This window comes from Streptomyces sp. NPDC048353, from assembly GCF_055587165.1.
The window spans coordinates 106,396-123,588 of record NZ_JBVJGU010000005.1 but is presented as its reverse complement, the minus strand read 5'-3'; the positions used below and the strand labels follow the sequence as shown (position 1 = coordinate 123,588).

General features: G+C 72.6%; 16 protein-coding genes and 1 pseudogene. 6 read left to right on the top strand and 11 right to left on the bottom strand.

The features are described 5' to 3' along the window. Nucleotides 1-6 precede the first annotated feature (6 nt). From ACZ6RC_RS19205 to ACZ6RC_RS19190, 4 genes are all read left to right on the top strand, one after another. Complete coding sequence (locus ACZ6RC_RS19205) at nucleotides 7-1,398, top strand: bifunctional glycosyltransferase family 2/GtrA family protein (protein ID WP_469584649.1); 1,392 nt, start codon at nucleotides 7-9, stop codon at nucleotides 1,396-1,398. Beyond that, nucleotides 1,395-3,563 carry an ArnT family glycosyltransferase gene (locus ACZ6RC_RS19200; protein ID WP_469584645.1) on the top strand — a complete coding sequence of 723 codons (2,169 nt, stop codon included), beginning with the start codon at nucleotides 1,395-1,397 and terminating at the stop codon, nucleotides 3,561-3,563. Before ACZ6RC_RS19205 ends, ACZ6RC_RS19200 begins: the two co-directional genes overlap by 4 nt. 155 nt (nucleotides 3,564-3,718) lie before the next feature. Continuing rightward, entirely contained in the window at nucleotides 3,719-5,236 is a 1,518-nt protein-coding gene (locus ACZ6RC_RS19195) for an MFS transporter (protein ID WP_469584642.1), read from the top strand. Nucleotides 5,237-5,269: 33 nt separating this feature from the next. Beyond that, complete coding sequence (locus ACZ6RC_RS19190) at nucleotides 5,270-6,064, top strand: TetR/AcrR family transcriptional regulator (RefSeq protein ID WP_469584639.1); 795 nt, start codon at nucleotides 5,270-5,272, stop codon at nucleotides 6,062-6,064. Between the two features lie 129 nt (nucleotides 6,065-6,193). On the opposite strand, the gene ACZ6RC_RS19185 is transcribed toward ACZ6RC_RS19190, so the two are convergent. The 3 genes from ACZ6RC_RS19185 to ACZ6RC_RS19175 all read right to left on the bottom strand — a co-directional run bounded on the left by ACZ6RC_RS19185 (nucleotide 6,194) and on the right by ACZ6RC_RS19175 (nucleotide 10,109). Beyond that, entirely contained in the window at nucleotides 6,194-6,997 is an 804-nt protein-coding gene (locus ACZ6RC_RS19185) for a YceI family protein (protein WP_469584635.1), read from the bottom strand. Between the two features lie 103 nt (nucleotides 6,998-7,100). Beyond that, nucleotides 7,101-9,527, bottom strand: a complete 2,427-nt coding sequence (locus ACZ6RC_RS19180; protein ID WP_469585705.1) for an MFS transporter — start codon at nucleotides 9,525-9,527, stop codon at nucleotides 7,101-7,103. A 93-nt stretch (nucleotides 9,528-9,620) separates the two neighbouring features. Next, the gene (locus ACZ6RC_RS19175) at nucleotides 9,621-10,109 is read right to left on the bottom strand and encodes a MarR family winged helix-turn-helix transcriptional regulator (RefSeq protein WP_391139814.1); all 489 of its coding nucleotides are present in this window, start codon (nucleotides 10,107-10,109) and stop codon (nucleotides 9,621-9,623) included. A 188-nt stretch (nucleotides 10,110-10,297) separates the two neighbouring features. Here ACZ6RC_RS19175 and ACZ6RC_RS19170 point away from each other — a divergent pair, with 188 nt between their 5' ends. Then, a complete protein-coding gene (locus ACZ6RC_RS19170) occupies nucleotides 10,298-10,519 on the top strand; it encodes a hypothetical protein (protein ID WP_391139812.1) in 222 nt (73 codons plus the stop codon). Nucleotides 10,520-10,852: 333 nt separating this feature from the next. Here ACZ6RC_RS19170 and ACZ6RC_RS19165 read toward each other — a convergent pair. Together ACZ6RC_RS19165 and ACZ6RC_RS19160 are read right to left on the bottom strand one after the other, a co-directional pair. Further along, a pseudogene (locus tag ACZ6RC_RS19165) lies at nucleotides 10,853-10,957 on the bottom strand (DUF397 domain-containing protein); the annotation flags it as partial. Continuing rightward, the gene (locus tag ACZ6RC_RS19160; RefSeq protein ID WP_469584631.1) at nucleotides 10,926-11,885 is read right to left on the bottom strand and encodes a helix-turn-helix domain-containing protein; all 960 of its coding nucleotides are present in this window, start codon (nucleotides 11,883-11,885) and stop codon (nucleotides 10,926-10,928) included. The pseudogene ACZ6RC_RS19165 and the gene ACZ6RC_RS19160, both read right to left, overlap by 32 nt. Before the next feature lie 130 nt (nucleotides 11,886-12,015). On the opposite strand from ACZ6RC_RS19160, the gene ACZ6RC_RS19155 reads away from it, so the two are divergent. After that, complete coding sequence (locus ACZ6RC_RS19155) at nucleotides 12,016-12,360, top strand: hypothetical protein (RefSeq protein WP_469584628.1); 345 nt, start codon at nucleotides 12,016-12,018, stop codon at nucleotides 12,358-12,360. 28 nt (nucleotides 12,361-12,388) lie between these two features. On the opposite strand, the gene ACZ6RC_RS19150 is transcribed toward ACZ6RC_RS19155, so the two are convergent. The 6 genes from ACZ6RC_RS19150 to ACZ6RC_RS19125 all read right to left on the bottom strand — a co-directional run bounded on the left by ACZ6RC_RS19150 (nucleotide 12,389) and on the right by ACZ6RC_RS19125 (nucleotide 17,167). Next, nucleotides 12,389-12,631: a hypothetical protein gene (locus ACZ6RC_RS19150; protein ID WP_453616231.1), complete on the bottom strand. Its 243-nt coding sequence runs from the start codon at nucleotides 12,629-12,631 to the stop codon at nucleotides 12,389-12,391. A gap of 666 nt (nucleotides 12,632-13,297) precedes the next feature. Then, nucleotides 13,298-14,206 carry an RNA polymerase sigma factor SigF gene (locus tag ACZ6RC_RS19145; protein ID WP_391139805.1) on the bottom strand — a complete coding sequence of 303 codons (909 nt, stop codon included), beginning with the start codon at nucleotides 14,204-14,206 and terminating at the stop codon, nucleotides 13,298-13,300. Between the two features lie 245 nt (nucleotides 14,207-14,451). Continuing rightward, nucleotides 14,452-15,333, bottom strand: a complete 882-nt coding sequence (locus ACZ6RC_RS19140; protein ID WP_469584625.1) for an RNA polymerase sigma factor SigF — start codon at nucleotides 15,331-15,333, stop codon at nucleotides 14,452-14,454. A 209-nt stretch (nucleotides 15,334-15,542) separates the two neighbouring features. Then, nucleotides 15,543-15,836 carry a Dabb family protein gene (locus tag ACZ6RC_RS19135; RefSeq protein ID WP_391139802.1) on the bottom strand — a complete coding sequence of 98 codons (294 nt, stop codon included), beginning with the start codon at nucleotides 15,834-15,836 and terminating at the stop codon, nucleotides 15,543-15,545. Between the two features lie 10 nt (nucleotides 15,837-15,846). After that, complete coding sequence (locus tag ACZ6RC_RS19130; RefSeq protein WP_391139800.1) at nucleotides 15,847-16,011, bottom strand: hypothetical protein; 165 nt, start codon at nucleotides 16,009-16,011, stop codon at nucleotides 15,847-15,849. A 445-nt stretch (nucleotides 16,012-16,456) separates the two neighbouring features. After that, entirely contained in the window at nucleotides 16,457-17,167 is a 711-nt protein-coding gene (locus ACZ6RC_RS19125; RefSeq protein ID WP_469584623.1) for a TetR/AcrR family transcriptional regulator, read from the bottom strand. Nucleotides 17,168-17,193 lie beyond the last annotated feature (26 nt).

Sequence of the window (17,193 nt, the reverse complement as noted above, 5' to 3'; positions counted from 1 at the left end):
CGGTCCATGCCAACCCAACCGATCACGGGGCCGACGCCCGGGGCCCTGCCCGCCAGGGAGCACCTTCCCGCCGATGCGGCCGGGCGGCCCGTCCTGGACGTGGTGATCCCCGTCCACAACGAGGAGAAGGACCTGGAGCCGTGCGTGCGGCGGCTCCACGACCACCTCTCCCGCACCTTCCCGTACGGCTTCCGTGTCACCGTCGCCGACAACGCCTCCACCGACCGCACGCCGGCCGTCGCGGCCGCCCTCGCCGCCGCGCTGCCGGAGGTGCGCTCCGTACGCCTGGAGCAGAAGGGCCGCGGCCGGGCGCTGCGTACCGTCTGGTCGCGGTCGGACGCGCCCGTCCTCGCCTACATGGACGTGGACCTGTCGACCGACCTGAACGCGCTGCTGCCGCTCGTCGCCCCGCTGATCTCCGGCCACTCCGACCTGGCGATCGGCTCCCGGCTCACCCGCTCCTCGCGGGTCGTCCGGGGGCCGAAGCGGGAGCTGGTCTCGCGGGCGTACAACCTGATCCTGCGCGGTTCGCTCGCCGCCCGGTTCTCCGACGCGCAGTGCGGGTTCAAGGCGATACGGCGGGAGGTGGCGCAGCGGCTGCTGCCGATGGTCGAGGACACCGGCTGGTTCTTCGACACCGAGATGCTGGTCCTCGCGGAACGGGCCGGGCTGCGGATCCACGAGGTGCCCGTCGACTGGGTCGACGACCCGGACTCCACCGTCCACATCGTGCGGACGGCGGCCGACGACCTGAAGGGGGTCTGGCGGGTGGGCCGGGCGCTGGCGACCGGTTCGCTGCCGCTCGACCGGCTGGCCCGGCCCTTCGGCGACGACCCGCGCGACCGGGGGCTGGCGGGCGTGCCGGGCGGTCTGGCCCGCCAACTCGTCGGGTTCTGTGCGGTCGGCGCGCTGTCCACGCTCTTCTATCTGGCGCTGTACTCGGCCTTCCGGCTGGGCACCGGCCCGCAGGTCGCTAACGCCGCCGCCCTCCTGGTCTCGGCGGTCGCCAACACCGCCGCCAACCGGCGGCTCACGTTCCGGGTACGGGGGAGGGGCGGCGCCGTCCGCCACCAGGCCCAGGGGCTCGTCGTCTTCGGCATCGGCCTGGCGCTGACCAGCGGTTCGCTCGCCGCGCTGGGTGCGGCGACCGGCGACCCGGCCCACTCCACGGAACTGGCCGTGCTGATCACCGCCAACCTGGCGGCGACCGTCCTGCGGTTCCTGCTCTTCCGGCTCTGGGTCTTCCCGGACCGCCGCACGGACCCGCGCCCAGACCCGCACCCACCCGCGCACCCGCCCGTCCCGGCCCCCGCCCCGGCTCCCGTCCCTGACCCCCTTCCTGACGCCGGAAGCACCTCTCCCACCCCTTCCGACACCTTCGCGAGGAACTCCCGATGACCACCGCCCAGGTGACCGACCCTCATGCCCCGCCCCCGGCGCCCGTCGGTGTCCGCCCCCTGCTCCGAGGCGGGCTCGGCCGCCTCTGGCGAGGGCGGGCCGAGGACGCCGCCTGGGTGCGGCCGGCTTTCCTCGCGCTGCTGGTCCTCACGGCCGGGCTCTACCTCTGGAACCTCGGCTCCTCCGGATACGCCAACTCCTTCTACTCCGCCGCCGTCCAGGCCGGCAGCCAGAGCTGGAAGGCCTTCTTCTTCGGCTCCCTCGACGCGGCGAACGCCATCACCGTCGACAAGCCGCCGGCCGCGCTGTGGCCGATGGCCCTGTCCGTCCGTCTCTTCGGGCTCGGCTCCTGGCAGATCCTGGTGCCCGAGGTGCTGCTGGGGGTGGCGACCGTCGCCGTCCTCTACGCGGCGGTACGGCGCCGGTTCGGCGCGGGCGCCGGGCTGATCGCGGCCGGCGCCTTGGCCCTCACGCCCGTCGCCGCGCTGATGTTCCGCTTCAACAACCCGGACGCGCTGCTCGCGCTGCTGATGACGGTCGCCGTCTACTGCGTCCTGCGGGCGTTGGAGAACGGCGCGGCCACGTGGCTGGTGTGGGCCGGGGTGGCCTTCGGCCTCGCCTTCCTGGCCAAGACCCTCCAGGCGTTCCTGATCCTTCCGCCGCTGGCGGTCGTGTACGCGGTGTGCGCGCCGGGCGGCCTCGGCCGCCGGTTCGGCCGGCTGGCCCTCGGCGGGCTCGCGATGATCGTCTCCGCCGGGTGGTGGGTGGCCCTGGTCGAGCTGTGGCCGGCGTCCTCCCGCCCGTATATCGGCGGCTCGCAGACGAACAGCTTCCTGGAGCTCACCTTCGGCTACAACGGGCTCGGGCGGATCAACGGCAACGAGACCGGCAGCGTCGGCGGCGGTGGCCGTGGGGGCGGGCCGGGTGGCGGCTGGGGCGAGGCCGGGATCGGGCGGATGTTCGGCGACTCCGTCGGCGGACAGGTCTCCTGGCTGCTGCCGGCCGCGCTGCTCCTGCTCCTGGCCGGTCTGGTGGTCACCTGGCGGGCGCCGCGCACGGACACGGCCCGCTCCGCGTTCCTGGTGTGGGGCGGTGCGTTGCTGCTGACCATGGCCGTGTTCAGTTTCATGGGCGGGATCTTCCACGAGTACTACACGGTGGCCCTGGCTCCGTACATCGCGGCGCTCGTCGGCATGGGCGTGAGCGTGCTGTGGGAGGAGCGGACCTCGTTCCTCGCCTCGGCGGCGCTGGCGGTGACGACCGGTGCGACGGCGGTGTGGGGCTGGACGCTGCTGGGCCGTACGCCCGACTGGCTGCCGTGGCTGCGCTGGACGGTGCTGGTCGCGGGCGCCGTGGCGGCGCTCGGGCTGCTGGCCGCGGGCCGGGTCGGGCGGCCGATCGGGCTGGCGTGCGCGGGGCTCGGGGTGGTGGCCGGTCTGGCCGGGCCGGGCGCGTACACGCTGGAGACGCTGGGCAGCGGGCACCGGGGCTCGATCGTGACGGCGGGCCCGGCGGGCGGCGCCATGGGCGGCCTGCGCGTTGTCGAGGGCGGCGCCCCGGGGGCCACTCCGCCGGGCGGTCCGGATGGCGGCCAGGACGGCGGCCCCGGCGCCCAGCCGGGTCAGGGCGGTCAGGGCGGTCAGGATGGCCAGGGCGGCCGGACGGGCCGGCCCGGTCAGGCGCCCGGTGGCGCCCCGCCCCAGGGCATGCCCGACGGCGGCGCGGTCCGCCCGGGCATGGAGCGCTTCGCCCGGGGCGGCGGGGGCGGTGGCCTGGGCGGTCTGCTCAACGGCGCGAGCGTCGGCGCGAAGGCCGAGGCGGCGCTGCTGGCGGACGCCGACGACTACACCTGGGTGGCGGCGACCGTCGGGGCGCAGAACGCCGCCAGTTACCAACTCGCCACCGGAAAGCCGGTGATGGCGATCGGCGGCTTCAACGGCAGCGACCCGTCGCCGACCCTCGCGCAGTTCAAGCAGTACGTCGCCCAGGGGAGGATCCACTACTTCATCGGCAGTGGTGACGCGGCCGCCGGCGGACGGACGGGCGGCGGCCCGGGCGGCGGCAACTCCGAGATCGCGGCCTGGGTCGCGGCCACCTTCGGGAAGGTCACCCTCGACAACGCCACCTTCTACGACCTGACCGGCGCGAAGCAGCCCGGGGCGTAGCCGGCGACGGAGGTCGGCGCCGCAGCGCCGGAGAGTCGCCGCCCAGGGCCGCCAAGGGCCCCTCGACGGCCCCGCCGCCAAAAGCGCTGTACAGCGTAGAAGAGCCCTTGTACGGTGTACGAGTCTGAGTCTCGTACACCGTACAAGGGGGAACCATGACGGCGACGACCGCCGAGAACCAACCCGCCGGAAAGACCACCGGCGGTCACCCGCAGCGCTGGCTGATCCTGGGCGTCATCTGCCTCGCCCAGCTCACCGTGCTGCTCGACAACACCGTCCTCAGCGTCGCCATCCCGTCGCTGACCTCCGAACTCCACGCCTCGACCAGCGACATCCAGTGGATGATCAACGCGTACTCGCTGGTCCAGTCCGGGCTCCTCCTCACCGCCGGCAACGCGGCCGACCGCTACGGCCGCAAGAAGCTCCTCGCCGCGGGACTCGCGCTCTTCGGACTCGGCTCGCTCGCCGCCGGACTGGCCGACTCCACCACCCAGCTCATCGCCGCCCGCGCCGGCATGGGCGTCGGCGGCGCGCTGCTCATGACCACCACGCTCGCCGTCGTCATGCAGATCTTCGACGACTCCGAGCGGGTCAAGGCCATCGCCCTTTGGGCCACCGTCGGTTCGCTCGGCTTCGCCGCCGGACCGCTGATCGGCGGCGTCATCCTCGACCACTTCTGGTGGGGAATGATCTTCCTCGTCAACATTCCGGTCGCGGTCGTCGGCCTGATCGCCGTGGTCAGGCTGGTGCCCGAGTCGAAGAACCCGCAGGGCGAGCGCCCCGACCTCGTGGGCGCGCTCCTCTCCACCATCGGCATGACCGCCGCCGTGTACGCGATCATCACCGGCCCCGAGCACGGCTGGACCTCCGCCGAGGTGCTGACCCCGGCCGCGATCGGTGCCCTCGTCCTCGGCGCCTTCGCCCTGTGGGAGCTGCGCGTCCCGTACCCGATGCTGGACATGCACTTCTTCCGCAACCAGAAGTTCGTCGGCGCCGTCGCCGGCGCGATCCTGGTCATGTTCGGCATGGGCGGCTCGCTCTTCCTCCTCACCCAGCACCTGCAGTTCGTCCTCGGCTACGAACCGCTCGAAGCCGGACTGCGGATGGCCCCCCTCGCGCTGACCGTCGTCGCGCTCAACCTCACCGGCGTCGGCCCGCGGATCGTCATGAAGCTGGGCACCCCGCCCACCGTCGCCGTCGGCATGACCCTGGTCGCGGCCGGTCTCGCCTCGATCGCCCTGATCGGCGGCGGCACCGACGGAAGCTACTGGGGCATGCTCACCGGGCTGATCCTGATGGGCACCGGCCTCGCCGTCTCCAACCCCGCCATGGCCAACGCCATCATGAGCGCGATCCCGCCGGAGAAGGCGGGCGTCGGAGCCGGGGTCAACGGCACCCTCGCCGAATTCGGCAACGGCCTGGGCGTCGCCGTCCTCGGAGCCGTGCTCAACGCCCGGTTCGCCGCGCTCGTCGCCGTCACCGCCACCTCCCTGCCCGCGGCCCTCGCGGCGGCCGGCACCGAGGCCGAACGGCGGCAGATCTCCGACGCGTTCGCCTCCGGCCTCCAGACCAGCCAGCTGGTCGGCGCGGTCGCGGTCTTCGCGGGCGGTCTGCTGGCCGCGGCCCTGCTCGCCCGCGCCGAGCGGTCGGAGAAGAAGACGACCGCTGCATAGCATGGGCGTCGACGCCGACCGAGGAGGAACGCGATGGTGAAAGCGGCCGACCGGGCCCGGAACCCGGCGCGTTCCAGCGTCTGGATGGAGAACAGGGCCGCCCGCCCGGGGGGCGGCCCCGCCGGGCTCGACCGCGACCGGATCGTGGCCGCCTCGATCCGCATGCTGGACGAGGAGGGGCTCGCCGGACTCTCGATGCGCAAGCTCGCCTCCGAGCTGGGCGTCACGGCCATGTCGCTCTACTGGTACGTGGACACCAAGGACGACATCATCGAGTTCGCGCTCGACGCCGCCTACGCGGACATCGACCTGGCGCCCGTCACCGCCACCGACGACTGGCGCGACCGGCTCCGCGCCCTGGCGCTCGGCTACCGCCGGATGCTGGTCCGCCACCCCTGGGTCTCGACCTGTACCGCCCTGTACCTGAACGTCGGGCCGAAGGCGCTCGCCGTCGGCACCGCGATCCAGGACGCCGTCCGCGCGACCGGCCTCCCGGTCCGCGGCCAGCCGGGCGCCCTCGCGGCCGTCTTCCAGTTCGTCTACGGATACGGCACGGTCGAGGCCCTCTTCGCCCGGCGGTCGGCCGAGGCGGGCATGACACCGGACGAGTTCTACCGGGAGTCGGTGGCCGCCTTCCGGGACGAACCGCAGTTCTCCGAGCCGATGGCGAAGATGAAGGAGCTCTTCGCCGAACGCGCCTCGCACCCCAGCGTCGACGACATCTGGGACGGGGACTTCGCCTACGCCCTCGACATCATGGTCGCCGGCATCGAGACGATGGTCGCCCGCGAGGCCGCCGCGGACCCCGGCGACGGCGCAAGGGCCTGACGCGAGCCCCCCGCCGCCGTACGTACGTCGGCCGGGGGGCTGCCCAGCAGGCCCCCGGCCCGAGCGGCCGGAGCGGCCCGAGCGGCCCGTGAGGCCGGAGCTTCGGCCTGACGTGTCAGGCTCCGCCCCTCACGCCTCCCGTACCGCCTGGATGTCCAGCGTCACCCGCAGCGTCGTGCCGATCGCCGCGATGCCCGCCGACACCACCTGGTTGTAGTTCATTGCGAAGTCCTCCCGGCGCAGCTCCGCCTCCGCGCGGAACGCCGCCCGCACCCCGCCCCAGGGATCCGCGCCCGTCCCCAGATACGTGAGGTCCAGCGGGATGTCCCGGGTGATGCCCCGCAGGGTCAGCGCGCCGTCCACGGTCCACCGGTCCGGGCCGGCCGCCCGGAGCGCCGTGCCGCGGTACGTGATGTCGGGGAAGCGGTCCACGTCCAGGAAGTCGGCGGACCGCAGGTGCTTGTCCCGCAGCCCGTTGCCCGTGTCGACGGAGCCGGCCGCGATGACCGCCTCCACCCGGGACGCCAGGACGTCGGGCGCGATCTCGATCCGGCCGGTGAACTCGGTGAACCGCCCGTGCACGCTGGAGATCCCCAGGTGCTGGGCGACCGCCCCCACCGACGAGTGCGCCGCGTCCAGCGTCCAGGCTCCCGGCGGCGGCAGCTCCGTCCCGCCCGCGCGGGCCAGGACCACCGTGCCGACCTCCGCGCGACCGGCTCCGCCCACCAGCGCCGTCCGCGCGTCGGGGGCGTAGCCGAGCGCCGTCACCACCACGGTGTACGCCCCGGCGGCCAGCGCGGTCTCCGCCCGGACGACGCCGTCCCCGTCGGCCACCGCGCGGAGGACCTGGCGGCCCGAACCGTCCGTCACGGTCACCACCGCGTGCTCGACCGGCCACCCGTCCCGGCTCCGTACCTGTGCGTGCAGTCCCATCCGTACCCTCAACTCTTCCGGAAAACAGCGGGGCGGCAGGCCGTCCCTGCCTGCCGCCCCGGACCCGGCCGCGCCTCCGCTCAGGGGCCCGGCCGGGGGTCGGTCACTCGCCCGGGTGGGCGAGTTCGATGTCGTGGCCGTCGACGCCGGAACCGCTCACGGTCAGCCGCCCCGCCACCGGCGGGTAGCCGGTCGCGATGAGGGTGTACTCGCCGGTGTCCAGGTCCGCGAAGGCGTACCCGCCGTCCGCGTCCGTCGTCGCCGAACCGGCCACGTTCCCGGCCGCGTCGACCAGGGTCACCCGGGCGTCCGCCAGCGGCCGGTGGTCGCGCCCGGCGCGGACCGTGCCGTGGAGGACCGCTCCCGCCGCCAGGGCGACGTCGAGCCGGGTCACGCCCTGGCCGCCGATCTCGGCCGGCATGGCCTGCGGCCGGAACCCGGTCGCGGTGACCGCGACCGTGACCGCGCCCGGGACCAGCTCGGCGAAGCCGAAGCCGCCGTCCGCGCCGGTCTTTCCGGTGGCCAGGACCTCGCCCCGCACGTCCGTGACGACGACCATCGCGCCGTCCACCGGGGCCCCGTCCGCGGCGGCCCGCACCGAGCCCGCGAGCCCGCTGGTGCCGGTCAGGAGCACGTCGTGGGTGAGCGGTCCTTCGTGCACGACCACGGTGGAGGCCTGCGGCTGGAAGCCGTCGGCCGACGCGATCAGGACGTACGAGCCGGCGCCCGGCGCGTCGAAGGCGTAGCCGCCGCCCGCGCGGACGACCGAGCGGCCGAGCTGCTTCCCGCCGAGCGAGATCAGGGTGACCGTGGCACCGGTGACGTCCGTGCCCTCGGCGGTACGGACGGTCCCGCTGACGGTCAGGCCGGTGACCGGCGCGACCTCGTCGACCTCGGCGGACTCGCCGGACTCCATGGGCTCTCCGTTCTCCACGATCTGGACGAACGCGGCGTCCGCCACGGTCGCCACGGTGTCCACGGACCCGCCGGCGGCCGGCGTGGGGGCCTCGGCGGGCGTCTTCCGCGCCGCGTGGGCGCCGCTCTTCAGCGCCACCTCCTTGATGAACAGCGTCACCAGGAAGGCGAGCAGCGCGAAGGGGGCCGAGTAGAGGAAGACGTCGGCGACACCGTGCCCGTACGCGCTCTCCATGACGGTACGGATCGGGGCCGGCAGCTTGTCCATGTCGGGGATGCCGCCGCCACCGCCCTGCCCGGCCAGGCCCGCGGCCTTGGGGCCGAGGTCGGCGAGGCCGTCCTGCACGTAGGTGGAGACCCGGGTGGCCATGATCGCGCCGAGCGCCGAGACGCCGACCGCACCGCCGAGGGAGCGGAAGAAGGTGACGACGGAGGAGGCCGAACCGAGGTCGGCCGGGTCCACCTGGTTCTGCGTGCAGAGCACCAGGTTCTGCATCATCATGCCGATGCCGAGACCCATGACGGCCATGAAGACCGCGATGTGCCAGTACTCCGTGTCGTAGCGGATCGTGCCGAGCATCCCGAGGCCGCCGGTCACCAGCACACCGCCGCTGACCAGCCACGCCTTCCACCGGCCGGTCTTGGTGATGACCATGCCGGAGACGGTCGAGGAGACGAACAGGCCGGCGATCATCGGGATGGTCAGGACGCCGGACATCGTCGGCGACTCGTTGCGGGCCAGCTGGAAGTACTGGCTGAAGAAGACCGTGCCCGCGAACATCGCGACACCCACGAAGAGCGAGGCGAGCGAGGCGAGGGTGATGGTCCGGTTGCGGAACAGCCGCAGCGGGATGATCGGCTCGCTCGCCTTGGTCTCGACGAGCACGAAGAGCCCGCCGAGGACGATCGCACCGCCGACCATGGCGGCCGTCTGCCACGACATCCAGTCGTACTTGTCACCCGCGAAGGTCACCCAGAGCAGCAGCAGCGACACGGCCGCGCTGATCACCAGGGCACCCGCCCAGTCGACCTTGACCTGGCGCTTGACGACGGGGAGCTTCAGGGTCTTCTGGAGGACGAGCAGCGCGATGAGCGCGAACGGCACGCCGACGTAGAAGCACCAGCGCCAGCCGAGCCAGTCGGTGTCGGTGATGACGCCGCCGAGCAGCGGGCCGCCGACGGTCGCGACGGCGAAGGTCGCGCCGAGGTAGCCGCTGTACCGGCCGCGCTCACGCGGGGCGATCATCGCGGCGAGGATGATCTGCGACAGGGCGGTCAGACCGCCGACGCCGATGCCCTGGACGACCCGGCAGGCGATGAGCATGCCGGTGTTCTGCGAGAGACCGGCGACGACCGATCCCGCGACGTAGATGACCAGAGCTATCTGGACGAGCAGCTTCTTGGAGAAGAGGTCCGCGAGCTTGCCCCAGAGCGGGGTGGTCGCGGTCATCGAGAGCAGGGCCGCGGTGACGACCCAGGTGTAGGCGGACTGGCCGCCGCCGAGGTCGGTGATGATCTCGGGGAGCGCGTTGGAGACGATCGTCGAGGACAGGATGGCGACGAACATGCCGAGCAGCAGCCCGGAGAGCGCCTCCATGATCTGGCGGTGCGTCATCGGGGCACCGTCCTGGGTGGCCTCCCCCTGCTTGGCGAGACCGGCCCGCACACCGGCGTCTGGTGTGGTCGTAGCCATGTAAATCCTTTGTTCTCAAGCGTGGTGGGCCCGGCAGTCCCCGAAGGAGTCGCGGAGGCGGGCGAGCAGTGTGGTGAGCAGTTCGACGTCGGTGTCGGACCACCCCGCGAGGTTGCGGGCGAGCAAGTCGGTCAGCCGCCGGTCGAGATCGGCGAGCGTGGCCTCGCCCGCGGGGGTGAGGTGCAGGAGGCGGGAGCGCTTGTCCGCGGGGTCGGGCAGGCGCTCGACCCAGCCGCGGTCCACGGTGTGGGCCACATGGCGGCTGCTGACCGACATGTCGACGGCCATCAGCTCCGAGACGCGGCCCATCCGCATGTCCCCGTGGTGCTGGAGGAGGGCGAGCACGATCGCGGAACCGCTCGGGCACTCGGCCGGCAGCGTCCGCGCGAGACTCCGCTTGACGACACCGATGGCGCCGACCTGGCGGGCCAGGTCCTCGTAGCGATTGCGCGCCTCGGTGGCGTCACCGGCCGTGTCCGTGTCCGTGGTCGTGTCCGTGGTCATGGGCACCCCTACATCTTGTTGCTTAGGGCAACCATAGAGATGGATGGTTGCTCCAGGCAAACTAAATCGGTCAAACGGCGCTAAAGAATCGGCAAAGGTGGCAGCCGTGCGGGGGATCGGTGCCGGAAAGGGCATGCGGGGGTACGGGGCTTGGGCCGGGAACCCCGGGTTCGCTAGGGTCCTGCCCCATGGCACACAACCCCCAAGCCCCGCACGGTCAGGGCCCCGCTCCCGAGGGCAACTACGACCCCTCGGGCAGCACGCAGATGTTCCGCGCCTTCGTCGACGAGGGCACCCCGCAGCGCCGCCCCCAGCCGGCCCCGGCCTCCGGCCCGCGCGTCGGCCTCATCGTGGGCGTGGTCGCGGTGATCGCGATCCTGGCGGGAGTGGCCTGGCTGGCCCTGGGCTGAGGAGCGATTTTTCGGGGGTGCCGGGTCCTGTGCGCTCGGGGGTCCCCGGCGGGGCGGCCCCGTGGGCTGCTGGGTCGGCCGCCCTCGTTCCGAGTGTGGCGCCCTCCGGCGGCGCCTCAAGGGCGCTCCTCGTCCCTCGTCGCGTCGGCTGCGCCGATTCCGCTGCGCTCCACCCTTGACCCACCGCCTCCGGGCGCCTTTTCGCACTCGAAGGGCGGCCGGGGGCGTGGCCACGCGGGGGCCAGCCACTCCACCCACGCTCCCGCGGGCGCCGAACCCGGCCGAGCCGCATTCCGCCGCTCCGCGCGCCCCAGGGCCGGCCGACGCAGCAGCTCAGAGGGACGTCAGGAACGACTCCCAGACGGACCGCTCGAAGACGAGGGCGGGGCCTTCGGGGGCCTTGCTGTCACGTACGGGGACGAGGCCGGGGAACCCGGGGGCGACTTCGAGGCAGTTGCCGCCGTCGTTGCCGCTGTGGCTGCTCTTGACCCACGTCGCCGCGCTGAGATCGTCCCTCTGCATGGTGATCGAACCCTTTCATCACGTCGCTGATGAGAGCGGCAGACTCGAGGGCTGACAGGACGTCGGCCCGCAGCACATCATAGTTCTGGCTGTGCCGCTCGAAAGCGGCCGGATCATCGGTCAGATGGCCGCGACTCAGTGATTCCGAATAGACCCACCGGTCACCTCCCGGGAGCGTGATCAGCGACATCGAGGTCGTGGGGCGGACCAGCGGACGCGCGGCGGGCGCGACCTGGATCCAGATGTTGGGGCGCTGCCCCACGGCCAGCAGGTGCGCGTGCTGGTCGCGCATGACGGCCGCGTCGCCGACGACGTTCCGCAGGCAGCTCTCGTCCAGGACCGCGATGTACACCGGGCCGTCCTCGGCCAGGAACCGCTGCTGGCGGCTGAGTCGAGCCCGCACCCGCTCCTCGGCCTCGTCGCCCGTGGCGATCTGGGCGAGCAGCGCACGGGCGTACCCGGGCGCTTGGAGGAGGCCCGGTACGACGTCCGTCTGGTACTCGCGAAGCGTCACCGCCTTCGCGTCCATCTCCGCCCTCCGCCGGAACCAGTCCGGGTGCTCCACCTCCGGGTACCAGTCGATCCGCCCCCAGAGCCGCAGTAACACCCCTCCCGTGTACAGCAGTTCGTCGCACGCCTTCGCGAAGGTGTCCTGCGGCACCCGGGTCCCCGCCTCGATGCGGGCCACCTGGGAGCGGTCGCACGGGATCCGGCGGGCGAGGGCGTCCTGGGTCAGCGCGGCCGACTCCCGGTAGTGCCTGAGCAGTTCGCCGAAGACGCCCGCCGTCGTGGCCGCCGCGCCTCCCGTACTCCCCGTGCCCGCCGTGGCGTTGCGTCGAGTCACTCCGTCCGTCCCCCCTCGTGACAGTGGCCCCTTGGCACGCGTCGAGCGTTGTGGGCGCCCTTCCCATTGAGCAACGCTGAGGGCACGGAGAGTAGTCGCCCGATCGGGTGAGGAGCTGAGGAGCCGTGGAATGGCGGGGCACATGGAGGGCGGTGGGCTGGTGTACGACCCGGTCGCCCGCAGGGTGGGCGAGTACCGGGGTACGGCCGGGCCGTACGCGATGCTGCGGCCCGTCGGCGGTGGGCGGGAGTGGCAGGCCGATCCGGAGCGGGTGCGGCCCGCGACGTCGGCCGAGCGGTTGAGCGCGGGCGTGCGCGCGGCGAACGAGCGGGCGGGTGCGGACTGTGCGGAGTGCGCCGAGCTGGCCGAGGGGCGGACGGCGGCGCGGCTGCGGTTCGACTGGAGTGCGGAGACGGACGCGAACGTCCTGCTGCGGCGGCATCGGGGCGATGTCCACCCCCCACCGCGCCCCTGAGGGGGTGCGACGGGGCGGGCCGGTGCGGTCAGGTCCAGGTGGCGGTGACCTTGCGGGTGTCGACGTGCATGCCGAGCGGTACGCGCCAGCTGTCCACGCAGACGGTGTACGTCTGTGTCCGGGAGGCTCCGGCGGCGAGGGGGCCGGGGAGGGGCTGTGTCGTGTGGATGGTGGCCCAGTCCACGCCGAGGGAGCCGATGATGTGGGTGGCGAAGGTGACCGTGCCGGTGCGGGCGGGGGTGCCTCCGGTGTTGCGGAAGGTCACGGTCACGCGTTCGCACCAGCGTGTGTCGGCGTCCGCGCGGACCGGCGCGGAGAGGGTGAGCGCGGCCGGTGCCGGCGGCGGTGCCGGGGGTGTGGGCCGGGGTGCCGGTGGCGGTGTCGTGGTGCCCGGTTTCGGTGGGCCTGGCCGGGGGGCTTCCGGCCCGGGTGTGCCGGGAGGGGTGGTTCCGGGGGTGTCGGGCCGGTCCGGTGTGGCGGGGGTTCCCGGGGCGGGGGCCGTACCGGCTGCCGTCTGCGTGCCCGCGCCCGGGTTCGTACGCGCGTCCCGGTCGTCGTCCGACGGCTCGCCGCCGGCCTCTGGGGGTGGGGACGGTGAGGAGGTGCTGGAGGTCGTGCCTCGGGCGGAGGGGCTGTCGAGGGGGACGAGGGTGACCTTTCCCGGCGGGCCTTGCGGCCCCTGGGGGGTGGCGCCCGCGCCCACCGCCGCGTACCCCTCGCCGTCGCCTCCGCCGCACGCGGTCAGCGCTCCGCCGAGGCAGAGCGCGAGCGCGACTCCTGTCAGACGTGACCTCTGTCGCCGCATGGCGCCAGTGTGGCTGACGGATCGTCAGTCGACCAGGGGTCGGGGGGTTCCGGTCCGTACCGTCCGGCTTCCTGGGCGCCCGGTCTCCCGGCGATCCGCGCTGGGGCGAGCCGCCGGGTGTCCCGCGTCGGGTCAGTCGGCGATCAGGCCCTGGCGCAGCTGGGCCAGGGTCCGGGTCAGCAGTCGGGAGACGTGCATCTGGGAGATGCCGACCTCCTCGCCGATCTGTGACTGGGTCATGTTCGCGAAGAACCGCAGCATGATGATCTGCCGCTCCCTGGGCGGCAGTTTGGCGAGCAGCGGCTTCAGCGATTCCCGGTACTCGACGCCCTCCAGGGCCGTGTCCTCGTACCCGAGGCGGTCGGCGAGGGAGCCCTCGCCGCCGTCGTCCTCGGGGGAGGGGGAGTCGAGCGAGGAGGCGGTGTAGGCGTTGCCGACGGCGAGGCCGTCGACGACGTCCTCCTCGGACACGCCGAGCACGGCGGCGAGTTCGGGGACGGTCGGGGAGCGGTCGAGCTTCTGGGCGAGCTCGTCGCTCGCCTTGGTCAGCGCGAGCCGCAGCTCCTGGAGCCGGCGCGGCACGCGGACGGACCAGGAGGTGTCGCGGAAGAAGCGCTTGATCTCGCCGACCACGGTCGGCATGGCGAACGTCGGGAACTCCACGCCGCGTTCGCAGTCGAACCGGTCGATCGCCTTGATCAGGCCGATGGTGCCGACCTGGACGATGTCCTCCATCGGTTCGTTGCGGGAGCGGAAGCGGGCCGCGGCGTACCGCACGAGCGGGAGGTTCAGCTCGATGAGGGTGTCGCGGACGTAGGTGCGCTCCGGGCTGTCCGCCGCGGTGCCTTCGTCGTCGAGGGCGCGGAGCCGCAGGAAGAGGGAGCGGGAGAGCGTGCGGGTGTCGAGGGCTTCCGACGAGACGACAAGCGGCGTGGTGGGCGCTTCGCTCGGCACGGACGTCTGCTCCGGTACGTGAATCTGTACCGGCGTCTGCGCGGGCGTGAGCGTGAGCACCTTCGAGCTGCCCTGTTCTGCGGACATGCCACCCCCTTGAGGTCGCGGACGGTCGCGGCGGCCACGACCATCGGAGGAACGCAGCCTCCACCTGAATACCGGAGGCGGGGCTGCGGCAAACGCGGTTCCAGCAGAATGTCACATGTCGGCAACACGCTGTAGTGACTTGTCGACACAGCGGCGGTGGATTTCCGCAGGAAACAAGGGGTGTGCGGCTTTTGGTGTGCCGAACTTCCGCGCAGAACTGCTCCGAACCGGTCTACCCGTTCCGGTTACGCCTCGATCCTGTTTGCGGACCTCAATCGGGCGAAGCTGCGGGCGAGGAGCCTTGACACGTGCATCTGCGAGACCCCGAGCTCCTGGCTGATCTGGGACTGCGTCAGATTGCTGTAGTAGCGGAGCATCAGGATCCGCTGCTCGCGTTCGGGCAGCTGTACGAGCAGGTGGCGTACCAGGTCCCGGTGCTCGACGCCGGCGAGGGCCGGGTCCTCGTAGCCGAGCCGGTCGAGGAGGCCCGGCAGGCCGTCGCCTTCCTGGGCCGCCTCCAGGGAGGTGGCGTGGTAGGAGCGGCCCGCCTCGATGCAGGCCAGGACCTCGTCCTCGCCGATCTTCAGCCGCTCGGCGATCTCGGCGGTGGTGGGGGAGCGGCCGTGGGCCGTCGTCAGGTCCTCGGTGGCGCCGTTGACCTGCACCCACAGCTCGTGGAGCCGGCGCGGCACGTGGACGGTCCGGACGTTGTCGCGGAAGTAGCGCTTGATCTCGCCGACGACGGTGGGCATCGCGAAGGTGGGGAACTGGACCCCGCGGTCGGGGTCGAAGCGGTCGATGGCGTTGATCAGGCCGATCGTGCCGACCTGGACCACGTCCTCCATCGGTTCGTTGCGGGAGCGGAAGCGGGCGGCCGCGTACCGCACGAGGGGCAGGTTGGCCTCGATGAGGGCCCCGCGCACCCGGTGGTGCTCCGGAGTACCCGGCTGCAGCTCCTTGAGCTGGCCGAAGAGCACCTGGGTGAGGGCCCGGGTGTCGGCGCCCCGGGTGCTCTGGGGCCGCGGGCGCGGGGTGTCCGGGCCGCCTGCCTCGGGCCGTGGGCGCGGGGCGTCCGAGCCGCCTGCCTCTGGCTGGGGCGGGACTTGAGGCGCTGTACTGGCCGGCACGTTCACGCCACCCCTTTGTCTGGTCTTGCTGGTCAACTACGGTCAACTCATCCGTCAAAAGCGGTCATAGCATCACAAGACATGTCCACTGTGTGCAAGCACCGTATAACCACGTGTTGACGGCAAGTTGGGCTAAAAGGGAAGGCCAAGAAGCCGAAAGGCCCCCCGCCGTGACGGCGGGGGGCCTCGGAAGTGGGAGGAGGAGCGCCTCAGAACTCGTAGTCCGCGATCACCCACGTGGCGAACTCACGCCACTGGGCGACGCCCGCCTGGTGGGCCGGGTGCTCCAGGTAGCGCCGGAGCGCATCGGTGTCCTCGACCGCCGAGTTGATGGCGAAGTCGTACGCGATGGGCCGGTCGGTGATGTTCCAGTCGCACTCCCAGAACGTCAGCTCCGGGATGGCCCCGCCCAGCGCCCGGAAGGCCTCGACGCCGGCGACCACGCGCGGCTCGTCGCGCTTGACGCCGTCGTTGAGCTTGAAGAGGACCAGATGGCGGATCACGGGGGGACTCCTAGTTGATGAGCGCGGTCATGAACTCGCCGACGCCCTGCGCGGCGCTCGATATGCCCTCGAACCCTACCTGGACGAGATCGGCGGCCCGGCTGGGGGAATTGATGATCGTGTACAGCACAAAGACCACGATCGCGTAGAGCGCGATCTTCTTCGCTTGCGCCATCTGCCGCGCCTTCCCCTGTGTGCCCCGTCGGTCTGCCCTTGCCCGGCCTGCCCGTGCCCCCCGCGGGGTCGGGTGAGTCTAACCGAGCCTTTTCACGGGGTCTTTATGGACCAAGGACCCGGTGATCGGGGCCTTTCGCCGCCCCCCGGAAGGGTGACGGCGGAGCAGGATGGATGTCGAGCCCCGGCGGATCCGGCAGGAGTCCGCGGGGGCCTGGAACCGGTCTCCACTGCGGGGTCCGTGCCGCGGGCTTCCCCCTGATCGCGGCCGGACTTGCGGGCCCGGTTCTCGTCGGGGGGAGCGGCTTGTCCCCCCGATGCCGCTCCCCCCGCCCCTGCGAAGCGAAGGCCCCGGCCGCGTGAGACCCACGCGCCGGGGCCTTCTCGCTGCCCCCCGACCCCCTCACCGGCCGACGCCGGATCCTGCGGGCCGACGTTCGCCCCTGTCACCGCCCGGTGGGGTGAGCGTCACCGCCGTCGCCCGGCGCGAGCCGGCCGGCGAGACCGTCGAGGATCCGGTCGAGTCCGTACGCGAAGCGGTCCTCGCGCACCTGCCGCGGGTCCGCCTCCTCGCCGAGGTCCGAGCTGTGGCCCGACAGCCATTCGCGCTCGGGGACACCACTGCGGGCCACCAGGGAGAGGTATGCGGCCTCGCTGGTGGCGATCCCCACGACATAGGCCATGAGGGCCCCCGCGGCCTGGTCCTCCTCGTCCGCGGGGAAGCCGGCCGCCTGGAACTGTGCGAGGAGGCCCGAGGTCATGCGGAGGGCATTCGGGCCGACGTGGAGCAGCCCGACCTGGCCGAGTTCGGGGCCGACCCAGGGGTGGCGCAGGACCATCGCCCGCAGGTCGGTGGCGGCGCGGGCGGCCGCCGTGCGCCAGGTGCCGTGGGTGGCGGCGACCGGCGGGTCCAGCTCACCGAACACGTCGTCCACGGCCAGCTGGATCAGCTCGTCCCGATTGGCCACATGCCGGTAGAGGGACGTGGCGCCGGCCTTCAGCCGGGTGCCGAGTTTGCGCATGCTGAGCGCTTCGACACCCTCCGCGTCCAGCAGCTCGATCGTCGCGGTCACGATCTGCTCCCGTGTCAGCTGCTCTCGCTGCGGGCGATGCGGACGTGTCCACACCGAGGTGATCGGGTTCGCGTCGGCAGGCATGTGCGCTCATTTCCCTCGGTCGATCC

Excerpts from the sequence above, each read along its gene's own strand:
- ACZ6RC_RS19170 (WP_391139812.1), top strand. The coding sequence starts at position 10,298 with ATGGCACACAACCCCCAAGCCCCGCACGGTCAGGGCCCCGCTCCCGAG.
- ACZ6RC_RS19175 (WP_391139814.1), bottom strand. The coding sequence starts at position 10,109 with ATGACCACGGACACGACCACGGACACGGACACGGCCGGTGACGCCACC.
- ACZ6RC_RS19205 (WP_469584649.1), top strand. The coding sequence starts at position 7 with ATGCCAACCCAACCGATCACGGGGCCGACGCCCGGGGCCCTGCCCGCC.
- ACZ6RC_RS19155 (WP_469584628.1), top strand. The coding sequence starts at position 12,016 with ATGGCGGGGCACATGGAGGGCGGTGGGCTGGTGTACGACCCGGTCGCC.
- ACZ6RC_RS19185 (WP_469584635.1), bottom strand. The coding sequence starts at position 6,997 with ATGGGACTGCACGCACAGGTACGGAGCCGGGACGGGTGGCCGGTCGAG.
- ACZ6RC_RS19180 (WP_469585705.1), bottom strand. The coding sequence starts at position 9,527 with ATGACGCACCGCCAGATCATGGAGGCGCTCTCCGGGCTGCTGCTCGGC.
- ACZ6RC_RS19190 (WP_469584639.1), top strand. The coding sequence starts at position 5,270 with ATGGTGAAAGCGGCCGACCGGGCCCGGAACCCGGCGCGTTCCAGCGTC.
- ACZ6RC_RS19195 (WP_469584642.1), top strand. The coding sequence starts at position 3,719 with ATGACGGCGACGACCGCCGAGAACCAACCCGCCGGAAAGACCACCGGC.
- ACZ6RC_RS19145 (WP_391139805.1), bottom strand. The coding sequence starts at position 14,206 with ATGTCCGCAGAACAGGGCAGCTCGAAGGTGCTCACGCTCACGCCCGCG.
- ACZ6RC_RS19130 (WP_391139800.1), bottom strand. The coding sequence starts at position 16,011 with ATGGCGCAAGCGAAGAAGATCGCGCTCTACGCGATCGTGGTCTTTGTG.
- ACZ6RC_RS19125 (WP_469584623.1), bottom strand. The coding sequence starts at position 17,167 with ATGCCTGCCGACGCGAACCCGATCACCTCGGTGTGGACACGTCCGCAT.
- ACZ6RC_RS19200 (WP_469584645.1), top strand. The coding sequence starts at position 1,395 with ATGACCACCGCCCAGGTGACCGACCCTCATGCCCCGCCCCCGGCGCCC.